This window comes from Sphingomonas sp. LY54 (genome assembly GCF_035594035.1).
In the GTDB taxonomy this organism is placed as follows: domain Bacteria; phylum Pseudomonadota; class Alphaproteobacteria; order Sphingomonadales; family Sphingomonadaceae; genus Allosphingosinicella.
Genome location: NZ_CP141588.1, coordinates 2624375 through 2646705, shown reverse-complemented (window position 1 = coordinate 2646705; position 22331 = coordinate 2624375). Strand labels below are relative to the sequence as shown.

23 protein-coding genes are annotated in these 22331 nt (G+C 68.1%); 10 read left to right on the top strand and 13 right to left on the bottom strand.

Features of this window, described 5'->3' with window-relative positions:
* Positions 1–91: 91 nt before the first annotated feature.
* From SH591_RS13095 to SH591_RS13070, 6 genes are all read right to left on the bottom strand, one after another.
* Positions 92–901 (bottom strand): enoyl-CoA hydratase family protein, encoded by an 810-nt coding sequence (locus SH591_RS13095; RefSeq protein WP_324749499.1) that lies wholly within the window; start codon positions 899–901, stop codon positions 92–94.
* Entirely contained in the window at positions 898–1635 is a 738-nt protein-coding gene (locus tag SH591_RS13090) for an SDR family NAD(P)-dependent oxidoreductase (protein WP_324749498.1), read from the bottom strand. The genes SH591_RS13095 and SH591_RS13090 overlap by 4 nt, the downstream gene beginning before the upstream one ends.
* Entirely contained in the window at positions 1632–3926 is a 2295-nt protein-coding gene (locus SH591_RS13085) for a bifunctional salicylyl-CoA 5-hydroxylase/oxidoreductase (protein WP_324749497.1), read from the bottom strand. The genes SH591_RS13090 and SH591_RS13085 overlap by 4 nt, the downstream gene beginning before the upstream one ends.
* Positions 3927–3977: 51 nt before the next feature.
* Entirely contained in the window at positions 3978–4592 is a 615-nt protein-coding gene (locus SH591_RS13080) for a response regulator transcription factor (RefSeq protein WP_324749496.1), read from the bottom strand.
* Positions 4589–6265, bottom strand: coding sequence for a sensor histidine kinase (locus SH591_RS13075; RefSeq protein WP_324749495.1), 1677 nt, complete (start codon positions 6263–6265; stop codon positions 4589–4591). The genes SH591_RS13080 and SH591_RS13075 overlap by 4 nt, the downstream gene beginning before the upstream one ends.
* 87 nt (positions 6266–6352) lie before the next feature.
* The gene (locus SH591_RS13070; protein ID WP_324749494.1) at positions 6353–7231 is read right to left on the bottom strand and encodes an aldose 1-epimerase; all 879 of its coding nucleotides are present in this window, start codon (positions 7229–7231) and stop codon (positions 6353–6355) included.
* A 145-nt stretch (positions 7232–7376) separates the two neighbouring features.
* Here SH591_RS13070 and SH591_RS13065 point away from each other — a divergent pair, with 145 nt between their 5' ends.
* Complete coding sequence (locus tag SH591_RS13065; protein WP_322832693.1) at positions 7377–7700, top strand: hypothetical protein; 324 nt, start codon at positions 7377–7379, stop codon at positions 7698–7700.
* An 80-nt stretch (positions 7701–7780) separates the two neighbouring features.
* On the opposite strand, the gene dgoD is transcribed toward SH591_RS13065, so the two are convergent.
* Together dgoD and SH591_RS13055 are read right to left on the bottom strand one after the other, a co-directional pair.
* A complete protein-coding gene (gene dgoD, locus SH591_RS13060; RefSeq protein WP_324749493.1) occupies positions 7781–8920 on the bottom strand; it encodes a galactonate dehydratase in 1140 nt (379 codons plus the stop codon).
* Positions 8917–10215, bottom strand: a complete 1299-nt coding sequence (locus SH591_RS13055; RefSeq protein WP_322832691.1) for a family 1 glycosylhydrolase — start codon at positions 10213–10215, stop codon at positions 8917–8919. The genes dgoD and SH591_RS13055 overlap by 4 nt, the downstream gene beginning before the upstream one ends.
* A gap of 332 nt (positions 10216–10547) precedes the next feature.
* Between SH591_RS13055 and SH591_RS13050 the strand changes: the two genes are divergently transcribed.
* Positions 10548–10802, top strand: coding sequence for a DUF6894 family protein (locus SH591_RS13050; RefSeq protein WP_322832690.1), 255 nt, complete (start codon positions 10548–10550; stop codon positions 10800–10802).
* A 5-nt stretch (positions 10803–10807) separates the two neighbouring features.
* Here SH591_RS13050 and SH591_RS13045 read toward each other — a convergent pair whose 3' ends face one another.
* Positions 10808–11680: an SMP-30/gluconolactonase/LRE family protein gene (locus SH591_RS13045; RefSeq protein ID WP_324749492.1), complete on the bottom strand. Its 873-nt coding sequence runs from the start codon at positions 11678–11680 to the stop codon at positions 10808–10810.
* Positions 11681–11771: 91 nt separating this feature from the next.
* Between SH591_RS13045 and SH591_RS13040 the strand changes: the two genes are divergently transcribed.
* The 8 genes from SH591_RS13040 to SH591_RS13005 all read left to right on the top strand — a co-directional run bounded on the left by SH591_RS13040 (position 11772) and on the right by SH591_RS13005 (position 20095).
* Positions 11772–12659, top strand: a complete 888-nt coding sequence (locus tag SH591_RS13040) for a 2-dehydro-3-deoxygalactonokinase (RefSeq protein ID WP_324749491.1) — start codon at positions 11772–11774, stop codon at positions 12657–12659.
* Positions 12656–13291, top strand: a complete 636-nt coding sequence (locus tag SH591_RS13035) for a 2-dehydro-3-deoxy-6-phosphogalactonate aldolase (protein ID WP_324749490.1) — start codon at positions 12656–12658, stop codon at positions 13289–13291. Before SH591_RS13040 ends, SH591_RS13035 begins: the two co-directional genes overlap by 4 nt.
* Positions 13288–14220 carry a Gfo/Idh/MocA family protein gene (locus tag SH591_RS13030; protein ID WP_324749489.1) on the top strand — a complete coding sequence of 311 codons (933 nt, stop codon included), beginning with the start codon at positions 13288–13290 and terminating at the stop codon, positions 14218–14220. Before SH591_RS13035 ends, SH591_RS13030 begins: the two co-directional genes overlap by 4 nt.
* Before the next feature lie 795 nt (positions 14221–15015).
* Entirely contained in the window at positions 15016–16401 is a 1386-nt protein-coding gene (gene zwf / locus SH591_RS13025) for a glucose-6-phosphate dehydrogenase (protein WP_324751384.1), read from the top strand.
* Positions 16394–18217: a phosphogluconate dehydratase gene (edd, locus tag SH591_RS13020; RefSeq protein ID WP_324749488.1), complete on the top strand. Its 1824-nt coding sequence runs from the start codon at positions 16394–16396 to the stop codon at positions 18215–18217. Before zwf ends, edd begins: the two co-directional genes overlap by 8 nt.
* Entirely contained in the window at positions 18214–19185 is a 972-nt protein-coding gene (gene glk / locus SH591_RS13015; protein ID WP_324749487.1) for a glucokinase, read from the top strand. Before edd ends, glk begins: the two co-directional genes overlap by 4 nt.
* 14 nt (positions 19186–19199) lie before the next feature.
* On the top strand, positions 19200–19799 hold the full coding sequence (gene eda, locus SH591_RS13010) for a bifunctional 4-hydroxy-2-oxoglutarate aldolase/2-dehydro-3-deoxy-phosphogluconate aldolase (protein ID WP_324751383.1): 600 nt from the start codon (positions 19200–19202) through the stop codon (positions 19797–19799).
* Positions 19796–20095: a putative quinol monooxygenase gene (locus SH591_RS13005; protein ID WP_324749486.1), complete on the top strand. Its 300-nt coding sequence runs from the start codon at positions 19796–19798 to the stop codon at positions 20093–20095. The genes eda and SH591_RS13005 overlap by 4 nt, the downstream gene beginning before the upstream one ends.
* Here SH591_RS13005 and SH591_RS13000 read toward each other — a convergent pair.
* The 4 genes from SH591_RS13000 to SH591_RS12985 are packed head-to-tail and all read right to left on the bottom strand — an operon-like array spanning position 20092 to position 22297.
* Positions 20092–21366, bottom strand: coding sequence for a phenylacetate--CoA ligase family protein (locus tag SH591_RS13000; protein WP_324749485.1), 1275 nt, complete (start codon positions 21364–21366; stop codon positions 20092–20094). The genes SH591_RS13005 and SH591_RS13000 overlap by 4 nt on opposite strands.
* A 17-nt stretch (positions 21367–21383) precedes the next feature.
* A complete protein-coding gene (locus tag SH591_RS12995) occupies positions 21384–21647 on the bottom strand; it encodes a DUF5985 family protein (protein ID WP_324749484.1) in 264 nt (87 codons plus the stop codon).
* A gap of 1 nt (position 21648) precedes the next feature.
* On the bottom strand, positions 21649–21924 hold the full coding sequence (locus SH591_RS12990; protein ID WP_324749483.1) for a DUF5985 family protein: 276 nt from the start codon (positions 21922–21924) through the stop codon (positions 21649–21651).
* A 1-nt stretch (position 21925) separates the two neighbouring features.
* Entirely contained in the window at positions 21926–22297 is a 372-nt protein-coding gene (locus SH591_RS12985; RefSeq protein WP_322832675.1) for a hypothetical protein, read from the bottom strand.
* Positions 22298–22331: the final 34 nt, after the last annotated feature.

Below are 22331 nucleotides of genomic sequence, written 5' to 3'. Positions count from 1 at the left end.
GGTGGTGGCGCCGATTCGCGGCGCGCGAGGCTCCGCCTCGCCCCCACCCCTTGATCCCCTCCCCTCAAGGGGAGGGGTGACATGTGCGCGCTCAATCACCCTGGAATTCCGGCGTCTGCTTGGCCGCGAAGGCGTCGAAGGCGCGGCGAAAGTCGTTGGTGGCCATGCAGATGGCCTGAGCCTGCGCCTCCATCTCGATCGCCACGTCGAGGCTCACTGCCCATTCGGTGTTGAGCTGGGTCTTGGTGATGCCGTGGGCAAAGGTGGGGCCGGCGGCGAGGCCGCGCGCCAATGCCTCGGCCTCGTCGAGCAGCGCGACCGGCTCGACGATACGATTGTGGAAGCCCCAGCGCTCGCCCTCTTCCGCCGTCATCACCCGGCCGGTGAAGAGCAGTTCCGCCGCGCGACCCTGGCCGATCAGACGGGGCAGGATCGCGCAGGCGCCCATGTCGCAGCCGGCGAGGCCGACGCGGGTAAACAGGAAGGCGGTCTTGGTCGCGGGCGTCGCGATCCTGATGTCCGAGGCCATCGCGACGATCGCGCCCGCGCCGACGCAGACCCCGTCCAGCGCCGCGACGATCGGCTGCGGGCACGCCCGCATCGCCTTCACCAGATCGCCGGTCATCCGCGTGAAATCGAGCAGGCCCGGCATTTCCATCTCGGTCAGCGGGCCGATAATCTCGTGGACGTCGCCGCCCGAGCTGAAATTGCCGCCCGCGCCGGCGATCACGACCGCCTTCACGCTGCGCGCGTAAACGAGCGCGCGGAATGTGTCGCGCAGCTCGGCATAGCTTTCGAACGTCAGCGGGTTCTTCCGCTCCGGGCGGTTCAGCGTGATCGTGGCGACGCCGTCCGCATAGGCCCATTTGAAATGGGACGGAGCAAAGGTTTCAGGGTTCATGCAATCTCCACGGCCTCGCCATTCCGCTCGGAAAGGACGAGGTCAAGAACAAGCGCCGCGACCTCTTGCGGAGCGATCAGCCGGCCGGACGGGTTCAAACGGGCGAGCTCGGCGCGCGCCTCCTCGGCGGCCCGGCCGGTCTTGGCGGTGATGGTCGCGACCGACTGGACCGTCATGTCGCTGTCGACGAAGCCGGGGCAGACCGCGTTCACCCGCAAAGCGGTGTGCGCATATTCGGCGGCGAGCGCGCGGGTGAGGCCGATCGCGCCATGCTTGGCCGCGATATAGGGCGCCGCATAAGCAAAGCCGTGCAGCCCCGCCATCGATGCTACGGTCACGATCCGGCCGGCCTCGGCGGCGAGCAAATCGGGCAGCGCGGCTTGGCAGCAATGGAACATGCCGTCGAGATTGACCGCGAGCATGTCGCGCCACAGCGCCTCGCTCACCTTGGCGAACGGCATTCCCGCTGCCGCGCCGGCATTGTTGACGAGGATCGTGATCGGCCCCTGCGTGTCGCGGGCCATGGCGAAGGCGCGCTCGACCTCGTCGCGCACGGTCACGTCGGCTGGCGCGACGAGCGCGTCGAAATCGCCGCTCGCGACCTCTTCGAGCTTGTCGCGGCGCCTGCCCACCAGGGTCAGCTTCGCGCCTTCCGCGGCAAGCGCGCGCGCAATCGCCGCGCCGATGCCGGTGCCGCCGCCGGTGACGACAGCGTGGTGGCCCACCAGTTTCATGCCTTCAATTCCGCTTCGCGCTGCAGGTTGCGGGCGAGCTGGGCCATCCCGCCGAGATAGGGCGGGGGCACCGCGACGCCGCGATAATCCTGGCTCGCGGCCGCGCGCAAAGTCCACATCGGATCGACGAGGTGCGGCCGCGCGAGCGCGACGAGGTCGGCGCGGCCGGCGGCGAGGATCGAGTTGACGTGATCGGGCTCGTAAATGTTGCCGACCGCCATGGTCGAGACGCGCGCCTCGTTGCGGATCTGGTCGGCGAACGGCGTCTGGAACATGCGGCCATAGACGGGCTGGCAGTCGGCCCAGGTCTGCCCGGCCGAAACGTCGATTAGATCGGCACCCGCCTCCCAAAACGCGCGGCCGATCGCGACCGCCTCGTCCGGGGTTACGCCCTCTTCGCCCATCCAGTCATTGGCCGAGATGCGGACCGACATCGGCTTTTCCGCCGGCCAGGCGGCGCGCATGGCGGCAAAGACTTCGAGCGGGAGGCGCAGCCTGTTCTCAAGGCTGCCGCCATATTCGTCTTCGCGCTTGTTGGTGAGCGGCGTGATGAAGCTCGAAAGCAGATAGCCGTGGGCGGCATGGAGCTCGACCATGTCGAACCCGGCCTCGGCGCCCATGCGGACCGCCGCGACGAACTGATCGCGCACTTCGTCCATGTCGGCCCGGGTCATCGGCCGCGGTACTTGGTTCTGCGGCGACCAAGGCACATCCGACGCCGCCATCACCGGCCAGTTGTCGCGCTCGAGCGGGACGTCATAGCCCTCCCAGCCGACCCTGGTGCTGCCCTTCGGCCCCGAATGGCCGAGCTGGAGGCAGAATTTCGCCTTGGAATTGGCGTGGACGAAATCGACGATCCTCTTCCACGCCGCGATATGTCCGGGTGCATACAGGCCCGCGCAGCCGGGCGTGATCCGCGCCTCGGGCGAAACGCAGGTCATCTCGGTATAGACGAGCCCCGCCCCGCCCTGGGCGCGGGTGCCGTAATGGACGAGATGGAAGTCGTTCGGCGTCCCCTCGCGCGCCGAATACATCGCCATCGGCGAGACGACGACGCGGTTCTCGAGGCGCATCTCGCGCAGGCGGTAGGGCGCGAACATCGGCGGCGCGGGATCGTTGACCGGCGTGCCCAGCGCCTTGGACTGGAACCAGCGCTCGACGCTCTCCAGCCAGGGCTTGTCGCGCAGCCGCAGATTTTCGTGACTGACCCGCTGGCTGCGCGTCAGCAGCGAATAAGCGAACTGGATCGGCTCGAAATGGAGGTAGCGGTCCACGGTCTCGAACCATTCGGTTGAATTGCGGGCGCTGTTCTGGAGCTTCAGCACCTCCAGATTCCGCTCGGCGCGATATTCCTCGAGCGCCGCATCGCGGCCGAGCCCCGGCCGGTTCAGCACCTCGGCCAGCTTGATCGCATCCTCCAGCGCCAGCTTGGTGCCAGATCCGATCGAGAAATGGGCAGTGTGGGCGGCGTCGCCGAGCAGGATCAGATTCTCGTAATGCCACTGGTCGCAGATGATGCGGCGGAAATTGAGCCACGCCTCCGGGCCCCTGAGGTGGGCCCCGTTCGACATAAGGTCATGGCCGCCCAGATATTTGGCGAAGATGCGCTCGCACAAGGCGATCGCCTGCGCCTGGTCCATGCGGTCGAGGCCGAGCCCTTCCCAAGTCTCCGGATCCATCTCGACGATGAAGGTCGAGAGGTCATCGTCGAACCGGTAGGCGTGCGCCCACACCCACCCCGCCTCGGTCTGCTCGAAGGCGAAGGTGAAGGCGTCGAACGTCTTGCGCGTGCCGAACCAGAAGAACTTGTTCTTCCGCACCTGCACGTCGATCCCGAAATGCTCCTGGTAGCGGGTCCGGATGCGGCTGTTCGCGCCGTCGGCGGCGATGATGAGGTCGTAATCGGCCCAGTCGGCGAGGTCCGGGCTCGCCTCATGCTCGAAGTGCAGGGCGACGCCGAGTTCCCGGGCCCGATCCTGCAGGATCGCGAGCAACCGCTTGCGGCCGATGCCGATGAAGCCGTGGCCGGACGAGCGCACGACCTCGCCGTGGATGTGAACGTCGATATCGTCCCAATGGGCGAATTCGTCGCGGATGGCGGCGCCGCTCACCGGATCGTTGGCCATCAGATTCTCGACCGTCTGGTCGGAGAAGACGACCCCCCAGCCGAACGTGTCGTCGGCGCGATTGCGCTCGAACAGGTCGATGCGGTGCGCCGGATCGCGCAGCTTCATCGATATCGCGAAATAGAGCCCGGCCGGTCCCCCGCCCAGGCACGCGATCCGCATCATCCTCTCCCTTTTTCAACCGAGGCTAAGTGGCCTGCGAGAAGCTGACAAGCCTCAGCGCTCGGCGAGGTCGCGAGCGTAGATGACCAGTTCGGTGCGGCTGCCGACCCCCAATTTCTCGTAAACCTTGTGGAGATGGACCTTGACCGTGCCCTCGGCGATGCCGAGCAGGTTGGCGATGTCGCGGTTGCGCAGGCCCTGGACGACGTGATCGACGACGGCGCGCTCGCGGGCGCTGAGCTGTCCCATGCCGCCCCCATTGCCGGCCGCGAGGCCACGTTCTTCCATGGCCGGGTCGATCCAGCGTCCGCCGGCGCGGACCTCCTCCAGGCAGCGCAGCAGAGTGTCGGGCGGGCTGTCCTTCAGCACGAGACCCTGGACCCGCAGGCTGAGCGCCTCGGCGATCTGCCGGCCGTCGATCGCGGCGGTGAGCAGCACAACCGGCCGCTCGTCGCCCTCGGCGCGAAGCGCGCGCAGGACCTCGAGCCCGTTGCGTCCCGGCATCTGCACGTCGAGGATCAATATGTCGGGGTTGGCGCCGGCCAGTTCCTCGAGCGCGGCATTGCCGTCGGCCACCGACGCGGCGATGTCGTAGCCGCTCTTGCGGAGCAGCATTTCGAGGCCGGAAACGACGATCGGATGGTCGTCGGCAATCATGATCTGGGTCATGCGCTGGCTCCTTTGAATGGCAGGGCGATGGCGAGGCGGGATCCGGTGCGGTCGGTGGCGAGCTTCAGCTGGCCGCCGAGATTGTGGACCCGCTCCTTCAGCGAACGCGGCCCGAGGCCGCGTTGCGCGAGTTCCTCGTCGCCGAACTCGCCTTCGGTGGGGAAGCCGCCGCCGTCATCCTCGACATGGAGATGCAGGCGGCTGTCGCGCAGCGCGGCGCGGATGAGGATGTTGCGGGCGCTGCCGTGGCGCACGGCATTGGCGACGGCTTCGCGGATGAGCTGGTCGATGTTGTGCTGGAGCTCGGGCAGCACGGCGATGGCCGCAGGCTCGACGCGGATTTCGCACTGGACGCCCCACTGGCTCTCGAGCCGCCGGCACAGGGTGGCGATGCGCTGGCCGAGATCGACGCCGCGCCCGTCGCCGTGCAGTTGGCGCAGCCCCCCGATGACGTTGCGCAGGTCGCGCTGGTCCTGCGCGAGCTGGAGCTGGAGCTCCTCGAGATCCTCTTCGATCGCGACGCCCTGAGCGGCCGCGAGCCGCAGCCCCTGCAGCTTCAGCGCCATCCCGGCCTGGAACTGGACGACGCTGTCGTGAAGGTCGCGGGCGAGCAGCAGGCGCGCGCGCGCGGAAGCCGCCTCCCGGGTCGCGGCGAACAAGGCTGTTCGCTCGAACGCGGCCGAGACTTTCTCGCCGACCCGGCCGGCGATGATCAGGTCCTCGGAGCACAGCCCCGGAATGGCGCTGGCGAAGATATAGCCCTGATAGCCCTCGGCGCGGATCGGCACGATCAGCCCCTCGTCGATCCCCATCGCGGCGGCGAAGCCGCGGTCGATGGCGTCGCTGCGCCGCGCCAGCGTGCGGGAATGGCCGTTGCGCACCAGGATGCGGCTGCGGCCGAGATCGAACAGGAACGGCGTTTCGGCGAGGTCGTCCGCCACCGTGCAGGGAAACGCCTCGGGTCCGAGCCGCTCCTCGCGAAAGACGCCCTGTTCAAGCGTCGCCACGTTGAGCCACGGCTCCTCGCTGTCCGACCAGACCAGCAGCACCTTGCCGGCGGAAAGCTGGCTGGCGGCATGGTCGAGCGAAGGGAGGACGGGCGGCTCGATGCTGTCGGCGATCTCGGCGAACAGGGAACGGCCGCGGCGGCCGCGCATCACGCCGAACTGATTGACCCCGAACCAGATGATCATCAGCGACAGGACGACGAGATTGCTGGCGCGCAGGAAGAAGCGCTGGAGGTCGAACGGCGCCTGCGGCCCGCTCGCCGCCGCCAGTCCGGCCGCGAAGAACACCAGCACGATCAGCAGCACGGTGAGCGTCGCCTCCCGCCAGCCCCACCGCATCGCTGCCGACAGGACCAGGAAGATGAAGATGCCGAAGAACGGGCTGGCATAGCCGCCGGTGAGCGCCGTCAGAACAGTGAAGGCAGCCAGGTCGAAGACATGCGCCGGCGCCCCGAGCCGCGTCTCGAGCCACCAATTGTCCCAGGTGGCGGCGAGCAGGGCCGCGGCCAGGGCGGCATAGCCGAGCAGCAGATATTGCGCGGCCGGCGCGAAAGCGAGCGGCCGGCTCGGCTCCAGTGAGACGCCGACCGCGAACAGCAAGGCGAGGAGCAGCCGGCACGTGCTGATCACCCGCCCGGAGCGGTGCTGGAACGCGCGCTGGATCATACCCCCACCATGCGCGCAGCCTATGTCATTTGGAACAGTCTGAACATCCGTCCCGCACAGGGCGCTGGCGGGCCACGCCGCCGGTAATCAACGGCCGGAAATGACGCCGATCGTGGCGCCCAGCCGCATCTCCTCGCCCGGCGCGAGCACGCGTATGCCCAGCTCCCGCCAAACCTGCTCGGGCGCGTTCAGGGCCGCATTGGCATGGGTGACCGGCTCGGCGACGTAGAGCCCGCCCTCGGCCGGCGAATAAAGCTGGAAGAAGCGCGCGTCCGGAGAGGACAATTTGGTGGCGAACGGCACGCCTGGCGTGTCCATGCGTGCAGTGCCGCCCCAGCCGCCGAAGCCGTTGTCGAGGTGCTGGCCGCAAATCCGGCGCTTGCGCAGGTCGTAGCGGCCGGCCGCGGGCACTTCATCGACCGGCAGCACCTGCGCGTCGATCGTCCAGGCCGTCGCGACCTCGGTGTCGAGCATCGTCTCGGCCGTGCAGGGGAAATAGGGATGCTGGCCGAGCCCGCACGGCATCGGCTCATCGGAGAGGTTGCGGCACGCGAGGGCGATCTCGAGCCCGTCCGGCCGCAGCCGGAAATGCTGGCGGGCCTCGTAGCGCCACGGCCATTCCCCCGGCTCGTGCCGGAAGAGAAGCTCCGCCGTGTCGTCCGATCGCGCGACCACATCCCAGGGCGCGAGCCAGCCATGGCCGTGCAGCGGGCTGGCGTCGGTCGGCATGTTGCGGGACAGCCGCACCTCGCGCCCGCGGAAGCGGAAAAGGCCGCCGCGGATGCGGTTGCAATAAGGGACGAGCGGGAAGGAGCCGGCATCGAGCGCTCCCGCGGGGACGCCGTCGGCGCCGCGCAGCACCGGCGTCACGCGCCCGTCGGCGACATGGTCGAAGCGGGCGATGCTGCCGCCGACCGCGGGCGCCAGGTCCACCTGCAGCGGCGCGGAGGCGAGCCTGATCAGCATGGCCGCCTTTTCAGTATTAACCCTAGCTGTTGCAAGTCGACAGCCTTGCGTAACTCTCTTGTGGGTAAATCGAAGTTAACCCTTGTGCAGTGATTCGCGCGCAAGGTATCTTGAATCCCAGGGACAGAGTGGGACGGGGTGTGTGATGAGTAGACTTGTCAAAGATTTTATCGAAATCCGCGATACGACTTCGCTCGATGCGCTGATTGAGCGCCTGATCGAGGTACGCGAGAACCTGCCGAGCGACGCGGAAGCGGAAGTGAAGATGCGGGGCGACGATATTTTCGGCCGCCAGCTGGCGGTCGCTTATTACCGCCCCCAGACGCAGGAAGAAGCGGAGTGCGACGCGCGCTACGCCGCGGCCTATCGGGAATCGCGCGAGCGCGAGCTCTCGCGGCTCGAGGCCGAGCTCGGCGTCCAGTGCGCCGTTCCGAATCGCCGTCGCGGCGGTCTGCGGGCGGTCGCCTAAGCTCCTTTCCCGATCGGGCAAGGATTTGAAGAGCGGGTGCGCCGTCGGGCGCGCCCGCTCTTTGCCTATGCGCGGCGCGGTCACCATTCGGCGAAGCTGCCGTCGGGATGGCGCCAGATCGGGTTGCGCCAGCGATGGCGGTCCTTGTGCGCGTCGCGCACGGCCGCCTCGTCGATGCCGACACCGAGGCCCGGCCCCTGCGGGATCGGCAGATAGCCGTCCTGCGGCGTCAGCACGCTCTTGTCGGTGACGAAGCTCAGCAGGTCGTGACCGACATTGTAGTGGATGCCGAGCGACATCTCCTGGATGGCCACGTTGGGCGTGCAGGCGGCAAGCTGCAGGCAGGCGGCGAGCGCCAGCGGCCCCAGCGGGCAATGCGGCGCCACCGCCACGTCATAGGCTTCGGCCATGGCGGCGATCTTGCGGCATTCGAGCAGGCCGCCGGCATGGCTGAGGTCCGGCTGGATGATGTCGACCGCGCCCTTCTCGAAGAACGGCTTGAAATCCCAGCGCGAATAGAGCCGCTCGCCCAGCGCGATCGGCGTTGAGACCAACTGCGCGATCTGCGCCAGCCCTTCCGGGTTCTCCGACAGAAGCGGTTCCTCGATGAAGAGCAGGCCGAACGGCTCCAGCGTCTTGGCGAGCTGCTTGGCCATCGGCCGATGGACGCGGCCGTGGAAATCGAGGCCGACATCCATCCCTTCGGCCTGCACCGCCTCGACCCGCGCCACGACCTCGTCGAACGCCTTGGGCGTATCGAGCCAGTCGAGCTCCGACGTCGCGTTCATCTTGACCGCCGAGAAGCCTTGTTCGCGGCGCGCCCGCGCCGCCTCGCCGATCTCGTGCGGGCGATCGCCGCCGATCCAGGCATAAGCGCGGATCTTGTCGCGGACCTGGCCGCCGAGCATCTGCCAGGCCGGCAGGTTCACCGCCTTGCCCTTGAGGTCCCACAAGGCCTGCTCGAGCCCGGCCAGCGCCGACATCAGCACCGGTCCGCCGCGATAGAAGCCGCCGCGATAGGCGACCTGCCAGATATCCTCGATCCGGAACGGGTCGTGGCCGATGAAGCGGTCGCGGAGCGGCTCGAACGCGCCGTCCACGGCCTCGGCATAGCCTTCCAGGCTGGCCTCGCCCCAGCCGACCGCGCCGTCGTCGCTCTCGACGCGGACGAACAGCCAGCGCGGCGGCACGAAGAAGGTCTCGATCCGCCCGATCTTCATGGCCCGACCTCCGGAACCGCAGCCTCGGTCGGCGCTTCGTGCAACCTCTCCTCGGCTTCCTCGATCTGCTCGCGGGCATGGGCGCCGCCGGAGGCCGAAGGCGGCACGATCGGCACCACCAGGCACACGCTTTGCGCCGGAAGCACGTCGCGCCAGTCGGCGATCAGCTGCTTATAGGCCTTGCCGACATTGCGGATCTTGCGGTCGAGATCGAAGAGGCCAAGCGGATTGACGTTGCCGTTCTGCTCGCGCAGCGCGGTGTCCCAGTCGACCTGGTCGGTCAGCGAATACCAGGTGAAGCCGACGGTCGGAATGCCGACGTTGCGCAGCCGCAGTACGTTGGCCCATTCCTTCCACAGCCACTGGACCGCCTCGTTGCCGTTGGGGCCCTCGCGCAAATTGGTCTCGGTGTGCATCACCGGCAGGCGGTAGCGGTTATAATATTGCCGCGTGATCTCCGAATAGCCGAACACCTCGCCCGACGCCTCGGTCAGCCCGTTGGCGTGGACCCGATGCTCGTTGGTCCAGTAATAGTCGTTGCCGAGGATGCAGTGCTGCTTGAGGCGGTTGCCGAGGAAGAAATGATATTCGTCCTTGGTCATGCCGTTATCCATCAGATACTCGTACATCTCGCTGTCGACGCGGCGGCCGTAATTGAGATCGAGGCTGAGGAAGCGCTTCGAGTTCATGATCTCGGCGGGGCCGATCGCCTTGGGGCTGTCGGCATGGAAATATTCGGAGGATTCGCTCTGGATGAAGATGGCGTCGGGGCGCCGCTTCAATATCTCCATCATCGCCAGCACATTGGCCTTCACGATATGCTTCAATGCAGTCACGAACGCGCGGTCGGTGCGCATCTGCTCGTTCCACCAGCCATATTTGGCCGAGAAGACGGCGCAGATGAACATCTCGTTCACCGGCGTGTAGAGCTGCACCCATGGGAAACGCTCGGCGAACGCCCCCGCATAGCCCGCGAACAATTGCGGGAAATCCGGGTTCTGGAAGTTGCCGATCCAGTCGGGCACGCCGAAATGGCAGAGATCGACGATCGGAGTGATGTCGCGCCGCTTGAGTTCGGCGAACGTGATGTCGGCGAATTCCCAGTCGTAGCGTCCGGGCGCGAGGAAGGTGCGGTGGATCGGCGGCCCGTAGCGCAGATAGGTGATGCCGATTTCCTCGACGCAGTCGAAATCCTCGCGCCAGCGCTCGTAATGGCCGCAGACGTCCATCTGGTCGACTCGGGTGCGGCCGTTGTTGATCGTCGGAATGCTGTTCTCGATCCCGGTCGCGAACATGAAATTAGCGATGGGGCCCTCCCTTGGGTACGCGCGTCGTTCGTGGCGGCGCAAAGCGCTCGCCCTCTTCACAAAGAGCAGCGCCCGATAAAGTTGCATGGAAGGCGCCGGCCGCACCGGGGCCGCGCCGGACCGAATGCAGGGACCGACAAAAAGCCGGCGGGCGCGGAACTGGCGCCCTCGGCCATGCGCTTTGCCGTGCAAAGAACGTCGCAGCGGTCCGGGCAATGGCGCCTCGCGCCTTGGATTCCGACGTAGCGGCACGGCGAACACCCTGCTGAAAGACCGACCGGACAGGTGGCCGGACCCCGAGAGCCTGACAGGAAGCGTAAGTGCCGCGTTTTTACTTCCACATCCGCAGCGACGACGTTGAAATTCTGGACGACGAGGGAAGCGAATTTCCCGACCTCGACGCCGCGTGGCGCGAGGCGATCGATGGCGCGCGCGGCATCCTCAGCCAGGAAGTGCTCAAAGGTTCGCTGCCGCTCCACGAGCGGATCGACATCGCGGACGAAGCGGGCGGCGTCTTGCGCACCGTGCCGTTCACCGACGTCGTGGAGATCGGCGTTTCGCCTGAGGACGAATAGGCCCGCTAGCCCGCGAACGGCCGCTCCTCGATCCCGGCGACGCCCGGCCGCGCCAGGAACAGTCCGCCGGCATGCGGCTGCGCCGCCAGCGCCTCGGCATTGAGGCCGACGCGCGCCGAAGTGATGAAGAGCTGATCCAGCTCCGGCCCGCCGAACGCGCAGCTGGTCGGCCGCTCGACCGGCAGCTCGATGACGCGCAGCACCTCTCCGTCCCGCGAAAGGCGGCGGACGCACCAGCCGTCCCAGAAAGCGATCCAGAGACAGCCCTCGGCGTCGACCGTCATCCCGTCGGGATAGCCGTCCGCGACCTCGAAATGGGCGAAGATGCGCTTGTCGGCTAGGCTCCCGTCTTCGGCGACATCGAAGGCGAAAGTCGTCCTGCGCCCGCTGTCATTATGATAGAGGATGCGGCCGTCGGGGCTGAAGGCGGGGCCGTTGGTGACCTCGTAGCCGTCGTCGAGGCGGCTCCAGCCGCGGTCCTGGTCGAGCCGGTAGAGCGCGCCCGATGCCTGTTCCTCGGCATCGTCCATCGTGCCCGCCCAGAATCGGCCCTCGCGGTCGACCTTGCCGTCGTTGAAGCGGTTGGTCGACCGCTCGGGTTCGGGGTCGCCGATCAGTTCGTAAATATCCTCGGCCGGGTCGACGAGCGCGAAGCCGTTCTCGGTCCCCGCCACGAACCCGCCGACCGCGCGCGGGGCCAGCGAGCAGATGCGGAAGGGCGTTTCCCAGGCCGTGATCGCCCCCTCGTTCGATCGCCTGAGGATGCGATAGCCCTTGATGTCGAGCCAGTAGAGCGCCTGCTCCGCCGCGACCCACACCGGTCCCTCGCCGAGCACGGCCTGGCAGTCGGCCACGCATTTGGGGGTGTCGGCGCTCATCGTCCTTGGATAGCGCGCGCCGGTCGCCGATCAAGACGTTTGGGACCCAATGCCCGTTTGGGCGTTGGAGCCGCAGGACGAGAGGAACGGGATGCGCTGGGCAGAAGGCTTCATTGCGGTCGATTGGGGCACCACCAACCGCCGCGCCTATTTGATCGGCCCTGACGGGCGGCTGGCCGACGAGATGGAGGACGACCGCGGGGTGACGTCGGTCCCCGCCGACGGTTTCCCCGCCGCGATCGCCGAAATCCGCGCGCGGCTGGGCGACCGGCCGCTGCTGATGGCGGGCATGATCGGCTCCAACCGCGGCTGGCGCGAGGCGCCCTACGTCCCCTGCCCCGCCGGCCTCCCCGATCTCGTCGCGAACCTGCTCTGGGTGGAGCCGGGCCGGACCGCGATCGTGCCCGGCGTCTGCCAGTCGGACGATGGCCACGCCGACGTCATGCGCGGCGAGGAAGTGCAGCTGCTCGGCGCCTATGGCGACGGGATGATCCCGGCCGACGCGCTCTGCTGCCACCCCGGCACGCACAACAAATGGGCCCGCATCGCCGATGGCCGCATCGCCTCCTTCCGCACGGTCATGACCGGCGAGCTGTTCAGCCTTTTAAGCGAGCACAGCATCCTCGCCGATTTGATGGCCGGGCCGGTGGAAGCCGGCCCCGCCTTCGAGGCCGGCGTCCGCCACGGCCTTGCCCATGACGACCTCCCGGCGGAATTGTTCTCGGTCCGCGCCCGCTATCTGCTCGGCAAGGCGCCGCGCGAGGACGCGGCCGATTATACGAGCGGCCTGCTGATCGGCTGCGACGTCCGCATCGGGTTGGACGGGGCCGCGCCGGGCGAAGTGGTCGTGATGGGCCGGCCCGAGCTGACCGGGCTGGTCGCCGCCGCTTTGGCCATAGCCGGCCGCACGGCGCGCGAAATCGATGGCGAGGAAGCGTTCCTGGCCGGAATCAGGCATCTGGCGGAGCTGACACTATGAGCGCGAAAAGCGAGCTTCAGGCGTGGATGGCGCAGTGCCCCCTGGTGGCGATCATCCGCGGCGTGACGCCCGATGAGGTCGAGGCGATCGGCGACGCCTTGTTCGCGGCCGGCCTCCGCATGATCGAAGTTCCGCTCAATTCGCCCGATCCGCTGGAGAGCATCCGCCGCCTCGCCGCGCGCTTCGGGGGCCGGGCCCTGATCGGCGCCGGCACGGTGCTCGATCCGGCCGAGGTCGGGGCGGTGGCCGAAGCGGGCGGCAGGTTGATCGTCTCGCCCAACACCAATGCTGGCGTCATCGAGGCGACGGCCCGCGCCGGGCTCGTGTCGATGCCGGGCTATTTCACCCCGTCCGACGCCTTCACCGCGATCCAGTCCGGGGCGACCGGACTGAAGCTGTTCCCGGCCGAGGGCGCCGCCCCCGCGGTCGTGAAGGCGCATCGCGCGGTGCTGCCGAAGGACCTGCCCTTGCTGGTCGTGGGCGGCGTCACCCCCGGCGCGATGAAGCCCTGGCTCGAGGCTGGCGCGAACGGATTCGGCCTCGGCTCCGGTCTCTACCGCCCCGGCCAGTCGGCCGAAGCGGTCGCCGGACAGGCGCGCGCCTATGTGGACGGCCTCGAGGGACGCCCATGAAGCCGCTTCGGATCGGCATCATCGGCTACGGCAAGATCGCCCGCGACCAGCATGCGCCCGCCATCGCCGGCCTCGATCGGTTCGCACTGGCGGCGTCGGTCAGCCGGAGCGGGACCGGGGCCGAGGGCGTTCCCTCTTATACCACGCATACCGAGATGCTCGCCGCCGGCGGCCTCGACGCCGTTGCGATCTGCACGCCGCCCGGCGCGCGCTACGCGATCGCCCGCGATTGCATCGAGGCCGGGCTGCAAGTGCTGCTCGAAAAGCCGCCCGCCGTCACGCTCAGCGAGATCGAGGATCTGGCCTGCCTGGCGGAGGCGAAGGGCGTGACCCTGTTCGCCACCTGGCACGCCCGGTTCAACGCCGGTGTCGAAGCCGCGGCCCGGGAGCTGGCCGGCGAACGGATCGCGGCGATGGAGATCGTCTGGCGCGAGGACGTGCGCAAATGGCACCCGGGCCAGCAATGGATCTGGGAGCCGGGCGGCTTCGGCGTGTTCGATCCCGGCATCAACGCTTTCTCGATCGCGACCCGGATCTTCCCGGGCCCATTGTTCGTCAAGGACGCCGTCCTGCATTTCCCGGAAAACCGCCAGGCGCCGATCGCGGCGGACCTGCACTTCGCCAGCCCGGCCGCCGAGGCCGACATGCCGGTCACCCTCGACTGGCGGCACAGCGGCGACGAAGCCTGGACGATCACTGTGAGAACCGTGTCCGGGAAACGGATCGAACTCAGCGAAGGCGGATCGCGCCTGACGCTCGACGGCGCGCCGGTCGCGGTCGAAGGACCGGGGGAATATCCGGCGATCTACGAACATTTCCTCGATCTCGTCGACACGCGCACATCGGACGTCGATGTCCGCCCGCTCCGCCTGGTCGGCGACGCCTATCTGGTCGGCAGCCGCGCCACGGTCGCCCCGTTCGAGGATTGAAGGATCACTCTCCCATCGGCTGTCCGCTAGCGACCCACTGCGGACATTCAGCGATGAGTTGGGGCAACGCGAGCTTGGTGTGCGAAATAATCCCCGAACTCGCCCCGCCCCTCGAACAACTCGGGCGGAAAACCTTCGGGCCTAAGGTGAAGAGAACGTAGTTTCATGCGCTCGGCGGCTGCCTCCCAAGCTCGCTCATCTCCAAGCGCCTCAGGGAAGAGTTTAGCCATCAGGCCAGCTACGTGGAGAAACTCCGCGTCAGGAGAACCCTCCCCGCCGAAGTAAGCGAAAACGTCGTGCCAAAGGTTGGTGGCGCGGGGGTCTTCCGCAAGCCCAGTCACAAACGGCGGGTCGGCCCAATGCATCCACGCAAGGAAGAGCAGATGCAACCCGTGCTCCCTGCCCCGGGCCCCCGCCTCCCACCGGTCACGAAGTCTGATGTAAGCTTCTTCCATAGAGGACTGCCTAACGGCGTGATCTGGCAATGTCAGCTTCCCACCCTTAGCGGACATACCGAGTTCGCCCCTTTTGCGTCATTGCGAGGCGCGGAACGCGCCGCGGCAATCCAGCCGCACCGGCCCGATGCCGAATCTCGGCGGAATCAGCCTTCCCGCCGCGTCCGGCGCGGCCAGATGGTCCGGAATGCAGCGACGCCGTTTATCCACTTGAGGATTGACCCCACCTGCCGGACGCCCCAACCCCGCCTCGTCACCCGGGAGCGGAACCGAAGGAGTGAATGTGACTGCCGCCAAGACCCTGTTGCTGTTCGGCGCCACCGGCGATCTCGCCCAGCGTATGCTGCTGCCGTCGCTCTACGCATTGGATGCGGACGGACTGCTTCCGGAGGATCTGAGGATCGTCGGCACCGCGCGCAGCCCGCTCGGCGATTCCGGCTTCCGCGAGGCGGCCGCGGTCGCGCTCGACACATATGTCGATCCCGATTTCCGCCGGCAGGACAAGGTCGACCGCTTCCTCGCCCGCCTGTCCTACGTCTCCCTCGACGCCTCGGATCCCGCGCAATTCGGACGGCTGGCCGAGGCGGTCGGCTCCACCGAAGGCGGCCTCGCCATCTTCCTGTCGACGGCGCCGTCGCTGTTCCGCGCCACGATCGAGGGCCTGGCCGCGGCCGGGCTGTCCGGCGCCAATGTCCGTCTCGCGCTGGAAAAGCCGCTTGGCACCGATCTCGCCTCCAGCCGCGAGATCAACGACGCGGTCGCGTCCGTCTTCCCCGAGGAGCGCACCTTCCGGATCGATCATTATCTCGGCAAGGAGACAGTGCAGAACCTGCTCGCGCTGCGCTTCGGCAATTCGCTGTTCGAGCCCTTGTGGGACGCGGGCGGCATCGACCATGTCCAGATCACCGTCTCGGAGACGGTCGGGCTCGAGGGCCGCGCCGATTATTATGACGGCTCGGGCGCGCTGCGCGACATGGTCCAGAACCACATGCTGCAATTGCTCGCTCTGGTGGCGATGGAGCCGCCGAGCCAGTTCGATGCCGCCGCCGTGCGCGACGAGAAGGTCAAGGTGCTGCGCTCGCTGCGCAAGGTGGGCCCTGGCGAAAGCGTCACCGGCCAGTATCAGGCCGGCGCGGTCGCGGGCGCGCCGGTCCCGGGCTATGCCGAGGAACTCGGCCAGGCTTCGGACACCGAGACCTTCGTCGCATTGAAGGCGCATGTCGACAATTGGCGCTGGAAAGGCGTGCCCTTCTACCTGCGCACCGGCAAACGCCTGCCCAGCCGCCATTCGGAGATCTTCATCCAGTTCAAGGGCGTGCCCCATTCGATCTTCGAAAAGCGCGGCGCGGTGGTGCAGCCCAACAAGCTCGTCATCCGGCTGCAGCCCGAGGAGAATATCCGGCTGCTGATGATGGCCAAGCAGCCCGGGCTCGACCGCGACGGCATCCGCCTGCGCGAGGTCCCGCTCGATCTCGGCCTCGCCAATGCCTTTGCCGACACCCGCCGGCGCATCGCCTACGAACGCCTGTTGCTTGACCTTGTCGAGGGCGATCCCACCTTGTTCGTGCGGCGCGACGAGGTCGAGGCGCAGTGGGAGTGGGTCGACGCGATCCGCGACGGCTGGGCCGCCAACGGCGTCACGCCCAAATCCTATGCCGCCGGAACGTGGGGCCCGTCGGCGGCGATCGCCCTGACCGAGCGCGACGGAGTGAGCTGGCATGAATGAACTGAACCCCGCGATCGAGGCGGTGACCGCGCGCGTCACCGAGCGTTCGCGGCCCACGCGGACCCGCTATCTCGACCTGATCCGGCGCGAGCGCGAGACCGGCATCGGTCGCCCCCGCCTCTCCTGCGGCAATTTCGCCCACGGCTTCGCGGCGGCGGGCGAGGACAAGCCCGCGATCCGCAGCGGCCGGGCGACCAATATCGGCATCGTCACCGCCTATAACGACATGCTCTCGGCGCATCAGCCCTATGGCCGCTACCCCGAGCAGATGAAGCTTTACGCGCGCGAGATCGGCGCGACGGCGCAGGTCGCGGGCGGCGTCCCGGCCATGTGCGATGGCGTCACCCAGGGCCAGAGCGGCATGGAGCTGTCGCTGTTCAGCCGCGACACGATCGCTATGTCCACCGCCATCGCCTTGTCGCACGGCATGTTCGAGGCGGCGGCCCTGCTCGGCATCTGCGACAAGATCGTGCCGGGCCTGCTGATCGGCGCTTTGCGCTTCGGCCACCTGCCGACGATCCTGATCCCGGCCGGGCCGATGCCGACCGGCCTCTCCAACAAGGAGAAGGTGCGCGTCCGCCAACTCTACGCCGAGGGCAAGGTCGGGCGCGAGGAGCTGCTCGACGCCGAGGCCGCTTCCTATCACAGCGCCGGCACCTGCACCTTCTACGGCACCGCCAATTCCAACCAGATGATGATGGAGGTGATGGGCCTGCACATGCCCGGCGCCGCCTTCGTCAATCCCGGCACGAAACTGCGCCAGGAGTTGACCCGCGCCGCGGTCCATCGGCTGGGCGAGATCGGCTGGGACGGCAATGATTATCGCCCGCTCGGCCTGTGCGTGGACGAAAAGGCGATCGTCAACGCCGCGGTCGGCCTGCTCGCCACCGGCGGCTCGACCAACCACGCCATCCACCTGCCCGCCATCGCCCGCGCGGCCGGGATCCTCTTCGACTGGGAGGATCTCGACCGGCTGTCGTCGGCGGTGCCGCTGATCGCGCGCGTCTATCCCAACGGTTCGGGCGACGTGAACCATTTCCACGCCGCGGGCGGCATCGGCTACGTCATCCGCACCCTGCTCGACCACGGCCTGCTCCACGGCGACATCCTGACCGTGGCCGGCGAGAGCCTCGCCGATTACGCGCGCGAGCCGGTCCTGCGCGACGACGCGCTCGTCTGGCAGGACTCCCCCGCGGCGCCCCTCGACGCGGAGATGCTGCGTCCCGCCAGCGACCCGTTCCAGCCCGACGGCGGCATGCGCCTCGTCCAGGGCAATCTCGGCCGCGCCACGTTCAAGACCAGCGCCGTCGATCCGGCGCGCTGGACGATCGAGGCGCCGGTGCGCGTCTTCTCGGACCAGGATGAAGTGCTGGCCGCGTTCAAGGCCGGCGAGCTGGAGCGCGACGTGGTCGTCGTCGTCCGCTTCCAGGGCCCGCGCGCCAACGGCATGCCCGAGCTCCACAAGCTGACGCCGCCGCTGGGCGTGCTGCAGGACCGCGGCTTCAAGGTCGCGCTCGTCACCGATGGCCGCATGTCGGGCGCGTCCGGCAAGGTGCCGGCGGCGATCCACGTCACGCCGGAGGCGCTGGGCGGCGGGCCGCTCGCCCTGCTGCGCGACGGCGATGTCGTCCGGCTCTCCGCCGAGACCGGCGAGCTCACCGCTTTGGTCGACGATCTCGACGCCCGCGAACCGGCGGCCCCGCCGCCCGCCCCGCTCGGCACCGGCCGGGAGCTGTTCGCGATGATGCGGCACGGCGCCGACGGCGCAGAGCGCGGCGCATCGGCGATGCTGCACGCGATGGAACAAGTGGTGTGACCGAGGTCGTCGCGGTCGATATCGGCGGCACCCACGCCCGCTTCGCGATCGCCCGACTGGCCGGCGGCCGCGTCGCTTCGCTGGGCGAAATATGCACGCTCAAGACCGCTGACCATGCCAGCCTGCAAACCGCCTGGGAGGCATTCGGGCGCCAGGCCGGACGCCCGCTTCCGCCCGCCGCGGGCATCGCCATAGCGGGCCCCATCCAGGGCGAGGTGCTGAAGTTCACCAACAATCCCTGGGTGATCCGCCCGGAGTCCATCCCGCAGCAGCTCGGCACGCCCCGTTTCAAGCTGGTCAACGATTTCGGCGCCGTTGGCCACGCCGTCGCCCAGCTCGATGCCGGCCATTTCCGGCATCTGTGCGGTCCGGACCGCCCCCTCCCCAATAAAGGCGTGATCTCGATCGTCGGCCCGGGCACCGGCCTCGGCGTGGGCCAATTGCTCCGCCGCGACGGGCGCTATGATGTGATCGAGACCGAGGGCGGCCATATCGATTTCGCGCCGCTCGACCCGCTCGAGGACCGGATCCTGGCGCACCTACGCACCCGCTACCGCCGCGTCTCGGTCGAGCGCATCGCGTCGGGCATGGGCCTCGCCAACATCTACGAGGCGCTTGCCGCGATCGAGGGCCGCCCGGCTGCCCATGGCGACGAAAAGGCCTTGTGGACGGCGGCTCTCGCCGGCGAGGACAGCCTCGCCGTCGCCGCGCTCGACCGCTTCTTCCTGGCGCTCGGCGCCGTCGCCGGCGACATCGCCCTCGCCCAGGGCGCGCAGGCGGTGGTGATCGCCGGCGGCCTCGGCCTGCGGCTCGCCGACCGCCTGCCCCGATCCGGCTTCCCGGACCGCTTCGTCGCCAAGGGCCGCTTCGAGCGGCGGATGGACGAGATGCCCGTGAAGCTTATAACGCACCCCCAGCCGGGCCTGTTTGGCGCGGCGGCCGCTTTCGCCGAGGAGTTCGGACAGTGAATATCGAAACCATCATGCGCATGGCGCCGGTCATCCCGGTGCTGGTGATCGAGGACGCTGCCTGCGCCCGCCCGATCGCCGAGGCGCTCGTCACCGGCGGCCTTCCGGTGCTCGAAGTCACGCTGCGCACGCCCGCCGCATTGGCCGTGATCCGCGAGATGGCGCGGGTGCCGGGCGCGGTCGTCGGTGCCGGCACCGTGCTCAATGAACGCGATCTCGACGCCGCGATCGGCGCCGGCGCCCAGTTCATCGTCTCGCCCGGGCTGACCGAGCCGCTCGGTCGCGCCGCGATCGTCCGCGCCATTCCGTTCCTGCCGGGCATCGCCAATGCCGGCGACATCATGCGCGGGCTCGATCTCGGGCTCGACCGCTTCAAATTCTTCCCGGCCGAGGCATCGGGCGGCCGCAAGGCGCTGCAGGCGCTGGCCGGGCCGTTCGGCGACGTCCGCTTCTGCCCGACCGGCGGCATCACGCTGGAGACGGCGCCGCAATGGCTGGCCGAGCCGGCGGTGCTCTGCGTCGGCGGCAGCTGGATCGTGAAGAAGGGCACGCCGGACCTCGACGCCATTCAGGCTGCCGCGCAGGCCGCCTCCGCGCTGGGCCGCACCGCATGATCTTCGAGGTCGCGCAGATCGAGGTCCAGCCGGGGTCGGAAGCCGATTTCGAGGCCGGAGTCGCCAAAGCCGCGCCCCTGTTCCGGGCCGCCCGGGGCTGCCGCAGCCTCAAGCTGCACCGCTCGATCGAGCATCCCAGCCGCTACCGGCTGGTGGTCGGCTGGGACGACGTCGCCGCCCATATGGAGGGCTTCCGGGAATCGGACGCCTTCCAGCAATGGCGCGCCATCGTCGGCCCCTATTTCGCCGGGCCCGTCCAAATGGAGCATGTCGAGACGGTGTTCGAGGGCTTCTAGTCCTTCGGGCGCAGGTCGCGGACGCGCTGCGCCTTGCCCTGCGAGCGTTCCAGCGTCCCCGGAGCGCACACGTCGATCGCCGCGGTGACGCCGATATGGTCCTTGATGCAGCCGGCCAGCGTCGCTGCGTCGCCGCTCTGGTCGCCCGCCGCCCGCGCCTCGACGATGACCTTCATCTTGTCCATCCGGCCGGTCCGGCTGAGCTCGATCAGGAAATGCGGGGCAAGGCCGGCGCACTTCAATATCTGCTCCTCGATCTGGCTCGGGAAGACGTTGACGCCGCGGATAATCATCATGTCGTCGGTGCGCGCGCCGATCCGGCAGATCCGCCGCATGACGCTGTCGATCCCCGGCACCAGCCGCGTCAGGTCGCGGGTGCGGTAGCGGATGACTGGCATGGCCTGCTTGGTGAGCGAGGTGAAGACCAGCTCGCCCGGCTGGTCGTCGGCCAGCGGCGCGCCGGACTCCGGGTCGACGATCTCGGGATAGAAATGGTCCTCCCAGATGGTCGCGCCGCCGCGCGTACCCGCGAATTCGCTGGCAACGCCCGGTCCCATCACTTCGGACAGGCCGTAAATGTCGACCGCCTCGATCGCGAATGCCTGCTCGATCTCGTCGCGCATCGCCTCGGTCCACGGCTCGGCGCCGAAGATGCCGATGCGGAGCGAGGTCGAGCGCGGATCGACGCCCTGGGCGCGGAATTCGTCGAGGATGGCGAGCATGTAGCTCGGCGTCGCCATGATGATGTCGGGCTCGAAGTCGAGGATCAGCTGGACCTGGCGCGAAGTTTGCCCACCCGAGACCGGAATGACCGTGCAGCCCGCGCGTTCGGCGCCGTAATGCGCGCCGAGCCCGCCGGTGAACAGCCCGTAGCCGTAGGCGACGTGGACCTTCATCCCCGGCCTGCCGCCGGCGGCATGGATCGAACGCGCGATCAGCCGCGACCACAGGTCGATGTCGTGGCGGTTGTAGCCGACCACGGTCGGCTTTCCGGTCGTGCCCGACGAGGCGTGGATCCGCACGATCTCCTGCATCGGCACCGCGAAGAAGCCGAACGGGTAGGCGTCGCGCAGGTCCGCCTTGGTGGTGAACGGGAAGCGCGCGAGGTCGGCGAGGTGGTGGAGGTCGCCCGGCTTGACCCCGGCGGCGTCGAACTTGCGCGTATAGGCCGGATTGCGGTCATAGGCCCAGGCCAGGGTCGCGCGCAGCCGCTCCAGCTGGAGCGCGTCAAGATCCTTGCGTCTGAGATCCCGGATTTCGTCGAGGTGCATGGCGTCAATTTATCCGATTATGCACGCCGGTTCTTCACCCAAATCGATACCAGGATGATGGCGAATGCCGCGAGCCGGAGCAGATAGAGCGGGCTGCGTTCCTCGACCGGAATGTTGGTCAGCGTCAGCAGCGCCTGGTTGAGGCCCAGCAGCCAGAAAGCGACCGCGAAGGCGAGGAAAAGCCCGTCATGCGTCCGCTTCCAGAATCGCAGGAAGAACAGGCCGGCGACGATCAGGCCCATCGTCACGACGCCGCCGAGGAAGGAGAAGAGCTCGGTCATTTCACTCCTCCTCCAGATCCCAGATGAAGCCGAACAGCAGCACGCCGACGGCGGCGACCGACAGCAGCAGGCGGTAGATCCGGAAATCGACCTGCGCGATCAGCAGCATGTCGACGATCACCAGCAGGTTGTTGGCGGCGAGAAGGACGAAGCACAGCGCGCTCCACAGCAGGAAGCGCGCCGACGTGCGGCTGTAGCTGCGCACGAGCAGGCCCGCACAGGCGGCGCTTGTCAGGAAGCACAAGCTGTAGACCACGGTTGGGAAAAATTCGTGCACTTCAGTCCTTTCTCAGCCTGAAGGCGTCGGCGAAAGCCGTAATACCACCATTGGCCGAAGAAATTATGAGACGCCGCACGGCATCGGGGCTCTTGGAATAGGCCGCCTCGGACTGGTCGACGAGCTTCGCGAGGTCCGCCGTAGCCGGAGTGTAGCGCGCGTTGCCGTCCGCGTCGGTCACGACAAGACCAGCGGCCATCAGCGCATCGACGCCCTGGCTAACGATGAGATCGCTGCCGCGCAGCGCGGCCACCAGCTCGGCGCGCGACCAGCTACGTTCGGACTCAGTCTTGAGAAAAAGGAGCAATTCCAGCGTCCAAACCGAACGGAAAGTCGTACGGATGAAGCTGGAGACCTCCTGCCTGGATAACATTATACTTGGTCGATCCTTGCTGGCGCCCCCTAGA